Source organism: Pseudomonas sp. B10 (assembly GCF_900156235.1).
In the GTDB taxonomy this organism is placed as follows: Bacteria; Pseudomonadota; Gammaproteobacteria; order Pseudomonadales; family Pseudomonadaceae; genus Aquipseudomonas; species Aquipseudomonas siliginis.
Map to the genome: position 1 here is coordinate 250,524 of NZ_LT707063.1, position 15,115 is coordinate 265,638.

General features: G+C 55.9%; 11 protein-coding genes. 5 read left to right on the top strand and 6 right to left on the bottom strand.

The features are described 5' to 3' along the window. Positions 1-135: 135 nt before the first annotated feature. Complete coding sequence (locus BXA01_RS01170) at positions 136-1,164, bottom strand: LacI family DNA-binding transcriptional regulator (RefSeq protein WP_076562683.1); 1,029 nt, start codon at positions 1,162-1,164, stop codon at positions 136-138. Between the two features lie 246 nt (positions 1,165-1,410). Here BXA01_RS01170 and BXA01_RS01175 point away from each other — a divergent pair, with 246 nt between their 5' ends. From BXA01_RS01175 to BXA01_RS01185, 3 genes are all read left to right on the top strand, one after another. Next, positions 1,411-2,232: a hypothetical protein gene (locus BXA01_RS01175; protein ID WP_076562685.1), complete on the top strand. Its 822-nt coding sequence runs from the start codon at positions 1,411-1,413 to the stop codon at positions 2,230-2,232. Between the two features lie 123 nt (positions 2,233-2,355). Next, a complete protein-coding gene (locus BXA01_RS01180) occupies positions 2,356-4,362 on the top strand; it encodes a hypothetical protein (RefSeq protein ID WP_157115943.1) in 2,007 nt (668 codons plus the stop codon). A gap of 125 nt (positions 4,363-4,487) precedes the next feature. After that, entirely contained in the window at positions 4,488-6,896 is a 2,409-nt protein-coding gene (locus BXA01_RS01185) for an autotransporter outer membrane beta-barrel domain-containing protein (RefSeq protein WP_157115944.1), read from the top strand. A 62-nt stretch (positions 6,897-6,958) separates the two neighbouring features. On the opposite strand, the gene BXA01_RS01190 is transcribed toward BXA01_RS01185, so the two are convergent. The 4 genes from BXA01_RS01190 to BXA01_RS01205 form a co-directional block, all read right to left on the bottom strand. Continuing rightward, positions 6,959-7,402 carry a hypothetical protein gene (locus BXA01_RS01190; protein WP_076562690.1) on the bottom strand — a complete coding sequence of 148 codons (444 nt, stop codon included), beginning with the start codon at positions 7,400-7,402 and terminating at the stop codon, positions 6,959-6,961. A gap of 159 nt (positions 7,403-7,561) precedes the next feature. Continuing rightward, complete coding sequence (locus BXA01_RS01195) at positions 7,562-8,203, bottom strand: DUF1345 domain-containing protein (RefSeq protein WP_076562692.1); 642 nt, start codon at positions 8,201-8,203, stop codon at positions 7,562-7,564. Between the two features lie 180 nt (positions 8,204-8,383). Next, positions 8,384-11,482, bottom strand: coding sequence for an efflux RND transporter permease subunit (locus BXA01_RS01200; RefSeq protein ID WP_076562693.1), 3,099 nt, complete (start codon positions 11,480-11,482; stop codon positions 8,384-8,386). 15 nt (positions 11,483-11,497) lie between these two features. Further along, positions 11,498-12,655: an efflux RND transporter periplasmic adaptor subunit gene (locus BXA01_RS01205; protein WP_076562695.1), complete on the bottom strand. Its 1,158-nt coding sequence runs from the start codon at positions 12,653-12,655 to the stop codon at positions 11,498-11,500. Positions 12,656-12,908: 253 nt separating this feature from the next. Here BXA01_RS01205 and BXA01_RS01210 point away from each other — a divergent pair, with 253 nt between their 5' ends. After that, on the top strand, positions 12,909-13,610 hold the full coding sequence (locus tag BXA01_RS01210) for a response regulator transcription factor (protein ID WP_016774890.1): 702 nt from the start codon (positions 12,909-12,911) through the stop codon (positions 13,608-13,610). A gap of 4 nt (positions 13,611-13,614) precedes the next feature. Beyond that, entirely contained in the window at positions 13,615-14,916 is a 1,302-nt protein-coding gene (locus BXA01_RS01215) for an ATP-binding protein (protein ID WP_076562697.1), read from the top strand. A gap of 15 nt (positions 14,917-14,931) precedes the next feature. On the opposite strand, the gene BXA01_RS01220 is transcribed toward BXA01_RS01215, so the two are convergent. Continuing rightward, a complete protein-coding gene (locus BXA01_RS01220) occupies positions 14,932-15,111 on the bottom strand; it encodes a hypothetical protein (protein ID WP_076562699.1) in 180 nt (59 codons plus the stop codon). Positions 15,112-15,115: the final 4 nt, after the last annotated feature.

The following is a 15,115-nucleotide window of genomic DNA, read 5'->3' on the forward strand; positions in this document are numbered from 1 at the left end:
AACCGGTTTCATTTTTGTTCAAAAAAATATCAGATGGATTTGTGGTGCTTTTGCAGGCCTTTTCGCGAGCAGGCTCGCTCCCACAATGGAATGCGATCAACCTGTGGGAGCGAGCCTGCTCGCGAAAGCGTCAGATCAGACACCGCCAACCTCACGGGTCGACCCACGCTCAACCAGCACCGGCGCAAAATCCACCACCCGCGCCACCTCATCATCCCCGCGCAAGCGCTTGAGCAGACACTCAAACGCCCGCGCGCCTATCTCTTGCGTCGGCTGCGCCAGCGCGGTAATCCCGCTGCCCACCAGCGGATACCAATCCAGATCATCCAGGGCAATCAGCCCGACATCTTCAAATAGACGCACGCCCAGCGCGCGCAGCACATGCGTTGCCGCCAACGCCGCCACGCCATTGGCGCAAAACAGCGCTTTCGGGCCATCACCGGGTGTGTTTAAAAAGGTTTGAAGTTGCGCGTTCAGATCATCACCGGTTTCCAGCACCGCCCCAGTCAGGGTCGAGCGCTGAGCAATCTGCGCCTGAAAACTGCTGACCCGTTCGATCCGCGAACTGGTGCCGTCAAATGGTTCGGTGACCAGCAATAAATCCCGATATCCGCGCTGCTCAAGGTGCGCGAGCGCCATCTCTACTGCTTGCGAGTTGTTCAACCCGACCATGTCGCTGTCGAGCCCGTCGACCTTGCGATCCACCAACACCATAGGCATCTCGCGGCGCAGCTCGTGCAATTCGTCACGGTGATGGCCCAGCGTGTTCACGATCAGCCCTTCGATGTTGTACGAGCGCAACAGCGCCAGATGCTGGCGTTCCTGCTCGTCATCGCGGTCGGTGTTGCACACCACCAGACTGTAGCCGTGCGCCCGGCAGGCGGTTTCCACCCCGTGCATCACGGCAATCGAATAGGGGTTGCGGATATCGGCGACCAGCATGCCGATCAGGCGAGTGCGTCCGCGTTTCAGGCCGCGGGCCATTTGGTTGGGGCGGTAGCCGAGTTCATCAATCGCCTGCTCGATGCGCCGGGCAATGGCATCGGAGAGCAGCGCGCGGTCATCGCCGATGAAACGCGAGACGCTGGCCTTGGATACGCCGGCATGTTCGGCAACGTCGAGCATGGTCACGCGGCTACGTTGTGCGGCGGAAAAATCGTTCACGGGCGTATAGACCTTATTTTTATATTGCGGAGATAAGCTCTGAAACCGGTTTCAGTGTTCTCCGAAAAACCAAATATCGTCAAGCGCTCTGTTATTCGCCTGCAGTGATCCATCCTATTATTCCGACAGGCGGTCATTCAACCTGTCAGATATGACAGTAGGCAAAAGGGAGGATCCGGCGCTTAATCGGGCCAACACAGAGTTGATTGACGTGCACACAGCAGATTATCGCAGAGAGTAGATAACATGGAGCAGCAGAGTAATCAGCTCACCGCGGAGCCTTTTACATTAGATGGCATTAGTTCATCAGACCCGGACGGCCACGTGCCGCCGGATGTTTTGATTAACGGGACGAAAGGGAGAATACCGCGCTGGGCAAATTTTCCTCAAAAGCCGCTTCCAGGTGAAGATGAAGATTACACGGAGCTTTATGTTTATTGGGAGCAAAACAAAGAAACGACGAAAATTTTCTGCGAGAGATATACCTATATCGACGATAAACCAGAGTTTGAATTCGATCTCACAGCAGAACATATGAAAGAAGACGGCGTTGCCGAAATTTATTATCTGCTTTTGGGAAGTAATGGTAATCCCGATGAATCGCCCCGACGTAAACTAACAATAGTACACGCTCTCAAACCCACGCTTCGTAGGCCAGCATTTCCGAATGCAGATCTTTGGGGGTATATCAATTGCAAAACCGTTCCTTGGGTTGGGGAAAAAATACAGGTCGAGATAGTGCCTGAGGCTGCGGATATATTCCAGGACGAGGATGTGTGTGTACTCGTCTGGCAGGGGTTTGCGACACTAAATGGATCTCCCCCTGTACTCACTCCGCAGCATACGTTCAGGGAAATAATTGATGGTGACAAACCTGTTAAAGGATTTGTTATAGATATTCCGTTTGATCCTTTTATAAGACCTATGTTTGCCAATCATTCTGCCATCGCCCGATACACCATTCTCCGTCGGGGGGTGCCGATTTATGCATCACATCCTGGTCTGGTCAAAATAGACCGCGTCGAGTCGGGTTGCCCAGAGCCCTGTGGCGGCGGTCCTTTGAAGTAAATGTTGTAACACAGCCGTAATCAAAGCGGTTTTTAGCCTCTACATCATGCATGTCGCTCATGTTGGCGACAGAAATCTGCTTGAGTGCGGCTTCGGTTTTTAATTAATACGAGGAAAATGAAGGTGAATACTTCGATTTTTAACGATAAGCCGCAATCTGCTGTTGCTCTTGGTAAAAGTAGTCGCCTCGCGCTACGTACTTCTAACGTTAATGTAGGGGCACGTTTGGCTGATCCCGAGTTCGTTGGCTTGCTACCGGGTAGGCTGTTGCCGAAGGCGCTCATTGATTCAGGTACAGCCCAGGTAAAATTCCTGACGTCAACAATCCTGACGCCCGAAGATAACGATTTATATGAGTTGTACCAGCGCAAGGGCCCTGACGGTACAGAAAACATGATTGCAGACGACGATTTGGGGGTAGTCGCCACCCGCCCGGCGGAAGTGCTTATCAACGTGCCGACCGCGGCGCTGGTGGATGATGATGTGAATAAAGCTTCAACAACGTGGCAGTTTCAGTTAAGCGTACTTAACGGAAAGAACGGCAATCGGGATGACTCGAATTGGTTCACTGTAGAAATCGATAGAAATCCACCAGAGGTGGACAAGGGAACGGGTACGAAATTTCAGCCGGAAAGAGCTGTTTACCTGAATCTGCCCAATAAAACCGTCGACGACGCATGGCTGGAGAATAATGAGTTCTTACAAATAAGCATCAATCGAAACTACGAGTTTTATAGTGCAAGCGACACTATTCATGTGTATTCAGGCTCCACATATGGAACTGGAAAGTTGCTCCATACTCAGCGGTTAACAGCGGACACAGTTGAAGTGCCAAGTGCTGAATTGCCAAAAATAGACGCGAGGGAATATCTTTGGTACACGCTGACGGACGCGACGGGCAACATCAGCGAGCTAGCGGTTGCCAATGATTATCAAATTTCTCGAACCCCACCTCCAGTCTTTCACGATTGTGAGTTTCCCCAGGGTATCTTGCCGGACCCAATCGACATCAACGATCTGCAGGGTACGGTATATTTGAATGTCAAACGCCCCGACAATGCGCAAGACACCGACCGCATTGCTGCAGCTGTCACCAATGGAACGCTTCCAGTCAGTTTGGGGACTCGCTCCTTGGGTGCCGCCACTGTGCTGCAGTTCCCAATCACAACCAGCAGATTGCTGGCGCTTTGGAATAATGCGACCGCGGCAGTGCCGATTACTGGATCTTATAAATTTTTTCGTGGAACTGAACCTGAATTTGGTCCGTATGAAACTGACTCCGAAATCAATTTGCTTGCCCCCGGCCCAAGTAATCCGGGCTTTCCGGACATCAAAAACCCTAACATGGTAGAAGTTAGCGTGGAGGGCGCGTCGGGAACCAAGAACCACATCACCGCTTCCGACCGTTTGGCGGATATCACATTCAGCACACCGATGATAAAAACCGGGGACACGTGGGTGGCTGTAACTGGCGACATTGCCAGGTTCTGGATAAACGGCGAAGAAATTGCTGACTTTACGCTGACTGCGGGTAATACGGACCCATTGACTCATACCATGACGCCTGATGAGTTTGATGCAGTGATCGGGGCACCAGGTCCAAAACAGGCATATTGGACGATCGAAAACAGCGCTACCAGTCCAGCCGTCATAGAGTCGCTTAACACTGAAGTCCAGGTGGATCTCGCCAAGGTCGACTTAGTAGCGCCGACAGTTAGGCTGTTCAATGGGCTAGTATCATGCGCATATCTGACCCGGCCTGATCGAGAGTTGCCGGTGACCGTAACGATAGATGCAGCGCACATGCCGAAAGACACAGTTGTTACGGTTTATTCGGAAGGCTATGAGGACGAGCTTGGGACCAAAAAAATCGACGGTACTGACTTTAGTGACACTTATACCATACTTGGAACCGAAAGCCCGGCGGAATTTGTTCTTAATGTCAAGCCCTATTCGAGCAAGATCAAACCTATTCAACCACCGTTCAGTTCCGGTTTGCCAAATGGCTATATCAAAATCTGGTATTCGATACTTATCTCAGGTGCGATGAATCCTTCTGAAGAGTTTTTCAACGAGGTGTCGCTACTAAACTCAAGTAACAATTATTGTGAAGGTACTCCGACATTTTAGGTTTGTCAGAATTACTACCGGGACAGGTTGTCCCGGCAGTTGGCAACGATTGGAAAAAAACAATTGTGCAATATCGGACATGTCCTACATACCAATGCGTAACGGATCGGTAGTTTGGCGCCGCCTTGGGTGAAGGATCCTACTCGATCTATCACCATCGTCGCATATTTGGAGGATTGGATTTGAGTACTTCATCTCTTTGGAAAACCACACATTTTCGCTCTCGTGCCAAGCCAGTTATCTGGCTTGGAACTTCTTCGTTCTGCTTCTCATTGCTGACTTGCGAGTCTGCTTTCGCCGCCGGACTGGTGGGAACGGCTCATACAGTCACCAAAGGCGATAATGTGGAGTCCTGGCAGCTTTCACAGCAGGCGACATTGAATATCGATCAGGCTGAGACTCTGGGCATCGTCGCTCGGCAATCTCAAGTCGATGCGGTAGGGGCCAGCACTCAGCAGATCTCAGCCTCTGGTGGATCAGTGGTAAACCTGGCAGGAACCACTGTGACAGGAGGCAATGCGCGTGCCGGGGTTGAACTAGCCAACAGCACCGCGACAATTTCTGGCAACAGCACTATCTCCAGTGATCGCCTTGGACTCCAGGCGGGGCGCAACATCAACGTCAATTCCGGCTCGAAGGTGACGGTCAGTGACAGCACGATCCGCGGGGTAACAGGTGGAGCACGTGCAACAGCCTTCAGTACATTAGAGTTTTCGGGCTCTACTATCGAAGGGACCGGTGGAGGCAGTTATGGCGTAACGTTGCTGAGCGGTTCGGCTTCCGCCACGGAAGGCAGCCAGATACTGGGTGGTCAGAATGGCGTAAGGCTTGGCTTGGAGGGTGCAGGGTTGCCTGGAAGCCATTTGCTGCTGCGAGGTTCAAGTGTTGAGGGCAAAGGCGGGTCGGCAATTGTCGTGGATTACGAGGGTAGCAGCGCAGCCGCTTCCCGGATCGACGTCCTCGACGGCTCGACCCTGACGGGTGGCTCCGGGACCATTATTGAAGTCAAGGGGTTGGGCAGTGCGGACGTCAATGTGGAGCGCAGTGACCTGATGGGCAACGTGCAGATTGCTGATACCAGTACGGCAGCCCTTGGTTTCAAGCAGGCTTCGTTGACCGGAGATGTGACAGCCGATACTGGAGCAACTGCTTCTGTAGCACTGCTGCAGAACTCGCAATTGACCGGTGTCATGACCAATGTCTCCAGCGCCACTATCGATTCGACGTCACGCTGGAATATGACGGGCAATAGTCAGGTGGGCGATTTGGCGCTCAATGGCGGTACGGTAAGGATCGGTGCCGATACCGTCTTCAATCAACTGGCCGTGCACAACCTTTCTGGTAGTGGCCTGTTTGAAATGAATGTCAATTTCACAACCAATCAGTCCGACGTGCTGAATATCACAGGAACAGCGACTGGAGATCATCGTTTGTTGGTCACTTCAACCGGGACAGAGCTGCCGAGCGGTCAACCCGTGGATCTTGTGCATGTCGCCGGCGGTGACGCCAAATTCTCATTGGCCAACGTCAATGGCGAGGTCGATCTAGGTGCGTTTTCTTATGGCTTGAAACAGAGTGAAAGCGGCAACGACTGGTTTCTCGATCCGACTGCTCGGACGGTCAGTCCGTCTACTCGCGCTGTCACAGCGCTTTTCAATACTGCCATTACTGTGCTGGATGGAGAGGCGATGTCTTTGCGCAGCCGTATGGGTGAAGTGCGTTTCAATCACTCTAAATCCGGCGCGTGGGGCAGGGCGTATGGCAGTAAGTACAATGTTTCGGACGCGTTTGGAGATGGTTATCGGCAAGATCAGCAAGGTTTCACGCTTGGCGCAGATGCTCCGCTGCCTATAGGCGGTGGACAGTGGCTGTTGGGCGTAATGGCCGGGCAAAGTCATTCTGACTTGAATTTGCACCGCGGAACCAGCGGCACGATCAAAAGTTACTATGTGGGCTCCTATCTCACCTGGATCGATAATGCCAAAGGCTATTACGTTGATAACGTGATCAAGTTCAATCGTTTCCAGAATGAAGCTAAAGTCGGGTTGAGTGATGGAAATCGTACGAAGGGTGATTACGATAACACTGGTGTCAGCGGGTCTATTGAATTCGGACGCCATTTCGCATTCGATCAAGACTATTTCATCGAACCGTATATCCAAGGCAGTGCTGCAATAATTCAGGGCAAAGATTATCACCTGGCGAACGGCTTGAGCGTCGAGGGTGATCGTACCCGTTCCATGCGTGCCGAGGGCGGTATGACGGTAGGTCGAAACTTGCAATTGCGCAACGGAGTTGTCTGGCAGCCTTATGTTCGTGCGGCTTTGGCTCACGAGTTTTCAAAGAGTAACGAAGTACAGGTCAATAATAATGTATTCAATAACGACCTCTCCGGCTCGCGTGTAAAAGTTGGTGGCGGTGTTGCGCTTAACATGTCGGATCGATGGCAGGCGCATGCGGAACTGGAATATATGAGGGGCAACAATATCGAAATGCCTGTCGGCGCAACACTTGGCCTTCAATTGAAATGGTGAATCAGTAATTTAACAAGTTATAAAAAAGCCCCTTCATAAATGATGGGGCTTTGATTGTTTTGTCAAGTCAAGGAGGTGTCGAAAGTTGCGGTGCAGGGAAATGTTCCACTTGCGTCGGATTTAGCTACGTCAGCTGTGAAGGAGCCAGTGAATCGATCGGTTTCCATGTCCAGTTTATAGTCCAAGGTGCCCGAGGTCGCTTTTTGTAGAGTTGGGGCCTGTTGGTTTTCGTAGCTGTTGTAAGTGACATTTGCACCGACATCAAACTCAGTAATAGCTGTTGATGCCTCAAGCTTGGACTTTTCAAAAACAATGGTGAAGGTCCGCACGAATGGCTTTTCACGGTCATAGGCAATGACGATGTATACGTCACCCCTGCCGGGGGTCGTGTCCGACCTTAATTCTGTATACGAAGCTCTGAATTTCGTGCCGTCTTCCAGGTCGGCGGTGAAGTCGTCTATGAAGTCGTTTTGGTTATAGCCAGTTTTCAGTGCCGCGCTGCGCATGAGTTAAATCTCCATATTAGCGAGTCGGGAAGATCCAGGCAGCATCGTAAGATAAGAGTGCGTGGACAACTCATATAAGACGACCTTCGCTGTCTTGTAAACTGTCAGATATTACAGCTATGCAATAGACTGTTTTTATGCTTGGAGTTGTCTGGCGATTCAACTGAACAAGCCTGCCGCAATGTTAATCGAGAATCCCAATATTGCTGTATTGAACACAAATCCAATCAGCGACTGCGCGAGCACAATCTTTCGAATATCTCGTGTCGCAACACCCACATCCGAAGTCTGCACAGCCACGCCGATGGTGAACGAGAAGTACAGAAAATCCCAGTAATTGGGGGTTGTCAGTCCTTCAGCAAAACGTAGCGCCGGCTCTTTGCCGTCCCAGGTGTAAAACAATCTGGCGTAGTGCACACAGAAGATCACACCTATCAGCAGCCATGAGCCGGTCACTGTCAGCGCTGTGAACCCGTAGTGCATGAGTTTGCGTGAGGTTTCCAGGTCTTTGCTGCCGGCCAGTTCAAGGGTGATGGTGGCGAGACTGGCCAACGCGGCAATGCACACCACAAACAGCACCAGCCCGGCGTTCTCGTCTTCGACTTCGGCGATGCGTCGCACGTCCGGGGCCTTGGCGCGTATGGTCAGCCAGAACATCAGGATCAGGTATGTCCAGACACCGACGTTCCAGCCAATGAGGATTTTGCTGACGATGGAATCGGCCGGGACCAACAGGCCGGTGGCGAGGCCGAGCAGAGCGGCGGCGGAGAGGCGAGGGTGGGTGCGGGCGAGGAAGGGCATGAAAGCTCGGTAGGCGAGGGAGGTTTCACCACCTTAGCCCAGCGATGACAGATGTGGCCACTGCGCATGATGTTGGCCAATCCTTGTGGGAGCGAGCCTGCTCGCGAAGACGTCAGCAGATTCAACATTAGTGTTGGCAGACCGGACGCATTCGCGAGCAGGCTCGCTCCCACAGTTTGATCAGCGTTGTTTGGTGAATCGCTGTACGAGCTTCATGACCACGACGAAAAACACTGGCACGAAGATTACCGCCAGTGTCGCGGTGATCATCCCGCCAATCACACCTGTGCCGATCGCTTGCTGACTTGCCGAGCTCGCGCCAGTTGCAATCGCGAGCGGCACTACGCCGAGAATGAATGCCAGCGATGTCATCACGATCGGCCGCAGACGCAAACGCGCGGCCTGCAACGTCGCATCGATAAGATCGTGACCTTCGTCATACAAGCTCTTGGCGAACTCGATGATCAGGATCGCGTTCTTCGCCGACAGACCAATGATGGTGATCAGTCCGACCTTGAAGAACACGTCGTTGGGCATGCCGCGCAGTGTCACGGCGAGTACCGCGCCGAGCACACCAAGCGGGACAACGAGCAATACAGAGGTCGGAATCGACCAGCTCTCGTACAGCGCCGCAAGACACAGGAATACCACCAGTAGCGACAGGCCAAGCAGAATCGGCGCCTGATTGCCTGACAGGCGTTCCTGCAACGACAAACCGGTCCACTCTTGACCCAGACCTTTCGGCCCCAGCGCAACCAGTCGTTCGATTTCCGCCATGGCCTCGCCGGTACTGTGCCCGGGTGACGGTTCACCAGATATCGCGATCGCTGGATAGCCGTTGTAACGAGTCAACTGCGCCGGGCCTTGAATCCAGTTGGCCTGGACGAAGGCCGACAGCGGCACCATGTTTCCAGCGTTGTTGCGCACATGCATTTTCAGCAAATCATCCACCTGACTGCGCTGATCACCTTCGGCTTGCACGACCACCCGCTGCATACGGCCCTGATTGGGGAAGTCATTGATGTAGCTCGAACCCACGGCAGTTGACAGCACGTTGCCGATATCGGCGAACGATACTCCCAAGGCATTCGCCTGCTTGCGGTCGACGATCAGCTGCACCTGCGGTGCTTCGGCGAGCGCGCTTTCACGGACGTTCATCAATACCGGACTTTTCTCGGCGGCGGCGAGCAGTTCCGTTCGCGCTTGCATCAACGTCGCATGGCCCAGGCCAGCGCGATCCTGCAAGCGGAACTCGAAACCGCTGGACGTGCCGAGACCGTCCACTGGCGGCGGCAGTACCGAGAACGCCATGGCGTCCTTGATCTGGCTCAGCGCCGCGTTGGCGCGGTCGGCGATCGAGCTGGCAGCATCGTCACTGCCACGTTCCGACCAATCCTTGAGCGTCGAGAAGGCCAGCGCTGCGTTCTGCCCGCTACCGGAGAAACTGAAACCCAGGATCACTACGCTGTCACTGATTCCCGGCTCACCGGCGTTGTGCGCTTCGAGCTGTTCGGCCACTTGTACGGTACGGCTCTTCGTTGCGCCGGGTGGCAACTGAATATCGGTGATGGTGTAGCCCTGATCCTCGGTCGGCAGAAACGAGGAGGGCAGGCGCGCAAAACAGATTCCGAGTCCAATCAGCAGGACCACGTAGATCATCAGGTAGCGACCCGTACGCTTGAGCGCATAGCCGACCCAGCCCTGATAGCGATTGGTCAATTGCTCAAATCGGCGATTGAACCAACCGAAAAATCCGGACTTCTCGTGATGCTCGCCTTTGCCGACAGGCTTGAGCAATGTCGCGCACAAGGCCGGCGTCAACGTCAGGGCGAGGAACGCGGAGAATAGAATCGAGGTCGCCATGGACAGCGAGAACTGTTGGTAGATCACCCCGACCGAACCCTGCATGAACGCCATCGGAATAAACACCGCGACCAGCACCAGAGTAATGCCGATGATCGCCCCGGTGATCTGCGTCATCGCCTTGCGCGTGGCTTCCTTGGGCGACAGGCCCTCGCTGGCCATGATGCGCTCGACGTTCTCCACCACGACGATGGCGTCATCCACCAGAATGCCGATGGCCAGCACCATGCCGAACATGGTCAGCACGTTGATCGAGAACCCCAGCGCCAGCATGGTCGCGAACGTGCCCATCAGCGCCACCGGCACCACCAGCGTCGGGATCAGCGTGTAGCGCACGTTTTGCAGGAACAGGAACATCACTGCAAACACCAGCAGCATCGCTTCGCCGAGGGTGTAGATCACTTTGGTGATCGAGACTTTGACGAAGGGCGAGGTGTCGTACGGAATCTTGTACTCCACGCCGGCCGGGAAGTAGCGCGCCAGTTCATCCATCTTCGCCCGCACCAGCGTCGCGGTGTTCAGTGCGTTGGCGCCGGGAGACAGCTGCACGCCGACGGCGGTGGACGGCTTGCCGTTCAGGCGTGTACCGAACTGATATTCCTGACTGCCGATTTCGACGCGCGCGACATCACCGATGCGCACCGTGGAGCCGTCGCGATTGGCCTTGAGCACGATGTCGGCGAACTCCTGCGGCGTCGACAATTGGCCCTTGACCAGAATTGTCGCGGTGATTTCCTGCGTCGAAGGTGACGGCAGATCACCGATGCTACCCGCTGAAACCTGGGCGTTTTGCGCAACAATGGCTTCGTTGACATCGGCCGGCGTCAGGTTGAACGCGATGAGCTTCTGCGGGTCGATCCAGATCCGCATCGCCCGTTCGGCGCCGTACAACTGCGCCTTGCCGACACCGTCCAGACGCTTGATCTCGTTCATCACGTTGCGCGCCAGATAATCGCTGAGCGCCACGTCATCGAGCTTGCCGTCGCTAGAGGTCAAAGTGATCAGCAAGAGGAAACCGGAAGAGACCTTCTCCACCTGCAACCCCTGCTGATTGACCGCTTGCGGCAGGCGCGACTCGACCACCTTGAGGCGGTTTTGTACATCGACCTGCGCCAGTTCCGGGTTGGTGCCCGGCTGGAAAGTTGCCTTGATCGTCGCGCTGCCCAGGCTGCTTTGTGATTCGAAATAGAGCAGGTGATCGGCACCGTTGAGCTCTTCCTCGATCAGGCTGACCACGCTTTCATCGACGGTCTGGGCCGAGGCGCCTGGGTAGACGGCATAAATTTCGATCTGCGGCGGTGCGACGTCCGGATATTGCGCGACCGGCAACTGCGGAATGGCCAGCGCACCGGCCAACAGAATGAACAGCGCGACTACCCAGGCGAACACCGGGCGGTCGATAAAGAACTGCGGCATATAAGAGCGTCCTGCTTACTGACCAGCGGTCTGGGCAAGTGGAAGTGGGGTTTCGTCGATCTGCACCTTTTCCCCGGGACGGGCGTGTAGCAGGCCTTCGATGACAACACGGTCGCCGGGCTTCAGGCCGCCGGTGACGATCCAGCGATTGTTTTGCACCGCACCCAGTTGCACCGGTTGCTGCGCCACGCGCATCTGCTCATCGACGGTCAGCACCTGGGCAATGCCGGCACTGTCACGCTGCACCGCGCGTTGCGGCACGGTAATGCCGTTCTGGATGGTTGCCTGCTCAAGGCGTACGCGGATGAAGCTGCCCGGCAGCAAGTCGAGATCCGGATTGGGAAACTCGCTGCGCACAATGATCTGCCCGGTGCCGGGATCGACCGTGATGTCGCTGAACAGCAGCTTGCCGGGCAACGGATACACGCTACCGTCATCCTGAATCAGCGTGGCCTTCGCTTGATCCTGACCGACTTCCTGCAACTGCCCGGAGCGCAATGCCCGGCGCAGTTCATTGAGCTCGCGGGTCGACTGGGTGAGGTCGGCATGGATCGGGTTGAGTTGCTGAATCAACGCCAGCGGCGTTGTTTCGTTCTGCCCGACCAGCGCACCCTCGGTGACCAAGGCGCGACCGATACGGCCGGAAATCGGCGCGGTGACGGTGGCATAACCGAGGTTCAGTTTTGCCCGTTCCAGCGCTGCTTTGCTGGCCGCGACATCAGCTGCCGTCTGCCGGGCAGCGGCGCGGGCGTTGTCGTAGTCCTGACCGCTGATGGCCTGGTCCTCGATCAACTGCGCATAGCGTTGTTCTTGCAATCTGGCCTGAAAGGCGTTGGCCTCAGCTTTGCGCAGCGCGGCTTCGGCACTGTCCAGATCCGCCTTGAAAGGTGCCGGGTCGATGCGGAACAGAACATCGCCTTTTTTCACGTCACTGCCTTCGCGGTAGGTGCGTTGCAACACCACGCCGGCCACTCGCGCACGCACTTCGGCAATCCGTGGCGCGGCGATGCGGCCGCTCAGTTCGCTGCTGATCGACAATGGCTGGGTTTTGATGATCTCGATGCGCACCGTGGCCGGCGGCGTCTGCTCTTCGGCGTTCGAGGATGAATCACAAGCGCTCAGCGTCAGCGCCAATGCGATCAGGCCGAGCCCGGCCAGCAGTTTTCCAGACATGTACAACCCCCAATATTGAAGGCCGCATCCTACGGCCAGACGGGGAGGTTAGCGGTGAAGCTTTGTAGCTGCTGTGTGAAATTGTGTAAGGGTTTTGCTCAGTAGCGGGTGAGGGCGTATATCCTGCAGGCCTTGAAATTTATTGCGACAGTTCGATCGCTTTCGCGAGCAGGCTCGCTCCCACAGGAGATCGCATTTCAATGTGCGAGCGAATGAGCCCTGACTGTCGCCCCAGCATTTTCTGGAACACCCCATGCCCAACATCCTCCTGGTCGAAGACGACACCGCCCTCGCCGAACTGATTTCCAGCTACCTGGAGCGCAACGGTTATTCCGTCAGCGTCATCGGCCGTGGCGACCATGTGCGCGAGCGGGCGCGGATCAGTCCGCCGGACCTGGTGATTCTCGACCTCATGTTGCCGGGCCTCGACGGCTTGCAGGTGTGCCGTTTGCTGCGTGCCGATTCGGCGACACTGCCGATCCTCATGCTCACGGCCCGCGATGACAGTCATGATCAGGTACTGGGCCTGGAAATGGGCGCTGACGACTACGTCACCAAACCCTGCGAGCCACGAGTGCTGCTGGCGCGGGTGCGCACGTTGTTGCGGCGCAGCAGCCTCGGCGAACCGCTGGCGGTCAACGATCGGATCGTCATGGGCAATCTGTGCATCGATCTGTCCGAGCGCACCGTGACCTGGCGTGATCAAGCGGTTGAACTGTCCAGCGGCGAATACAATTTGCTGGTGGTGCTGGCCCGACATGCCGGCGAAGTGCTGAGTCGCGATCAGATTCTTCAGCGGCTGCGCGGTATTGAATTCAATGGCACTGACCGCTCGGTGGACGTGGCGATTTCCAAGCTGCGGCGCAAGTTCGATGATCACGCCGGCGAGGCGCGCAAGATCAAGACTGTGTGGGGCAAGGGCTATCTGTTCAGCCGCTCCGAATGGGAATGCTGAGCTGATGTTTCGCATTCTGTTTCGCCTGTATCTGGTGACGATCGTCTCCTATAGCGCGGCGATCTATCTAGTGCCGGATCTGGTGGTCATGGCCTTCCGGGATCGCTTCGTCACCTACAACCTGGACTTTTCCCGAGGTCTGCAATCGCTGATCACCAAGCAGTTTCATGCTGCGCCGCAAGAGCAGTGGCCGGAGATTGCAGCGGCGATGGACAAGGAATTCCAGCCGCTGCACATCGTCCTGACGCCAATCGACGACCCGGTGTTCACGCCCATCGAGCAGGAACGTTTGCACCGTGGTGAGAACGTGGTGCGCATCGGTGATTGGGGCTGGCGAACGCTGGCGGTGACTCCGCTGAATGCGGACATGGCCGTGCGCATGGTCGTGCCGCCCGATCCGGTCGACGTCGATCTGTTGTACTGGAGCATCAACGTGCTGATCGGCGCCATGTTGCTCGGCTGCCTGCTGCTCTGGTTGCGCCCGCACTGGCGCGATCTTGAACGTTTGAAGGGCACTGCCGAACGCTTCGGCAAAGGCCACTTGGGCGAGCGAACCAGAATCGCCCCGAGTTCGAACATCGGCAGCCTCGCCAACGTGTTCGACACCATGGCCGGCGATATCGAAAACCTGCTCAACCAGCAGCGCGATCTGCTTAACGCTGTTTCCCACGAACTGCGTACGCCGCTGACGCGTCTGGATTTCGGCCTGGCGCTGGCGTTGTCCGAAGACTTGCCAGCCGCCAGCCGCGAGCGCTTGCAGAGCCTGGTCGCACACATCCGTGAACTGGATGAACTGGTACTGGAATTGCTTTCCTACAGCCGTTTGCAGAATCCGGCGCAGTCGCCTGAGCGTATCGAGGTGTCGCTGGACGAATTCATCGACAGCATTCTCGGCAGCGTCGATGAGGAACTGGAGTCGCCAGACATCGTGATTGACGTTCTGCTGCACGGTCAACTCGAACGCTTCGCGCTGGATCCGCGCCTGACCGCCCGGGCTATCCAGAACCTGTTGCGCAATGCCATGCGCTATTGCGAAAAGCGCATTCAGATTGGCGTGCAGGTCATTGGGGGCGGTTGTGAGATATGGGTTGACGACGATGGCATCGGCATTCCCGACGACGAGCGCGAGCGGATCTTTGAACCGTTCTATCGGCTCGACCGCAGCCGTGATCGCGCGACCGGCGGATTCGGCCTTGGTTTGGCGATCAGCCGCCGCGCACTGGAAGCACAGGGCGGCACGCTGACCGTTGAGAGTTCGCCGTTGGGTGGGGCGCGATTCAGGCTGTGGTTGCCGGCCATGGCCTGAACCGTATGACGGATATCAGGGCTGTGTTTTGCCGCTGGTCTGCAACACGCATTGCTGGGTTTTACTGTCCCAGACCTGGCCTTTCGGGCATTCGGGTTTCTTGACGGCGTCGCTTTCATCGACAGCAAAAACAGCAGGGCTGGAAAGGGCGGCGACCAGCAGCGGGATGGCGAACAGCGCTTGGCGAATGTTCATGGTC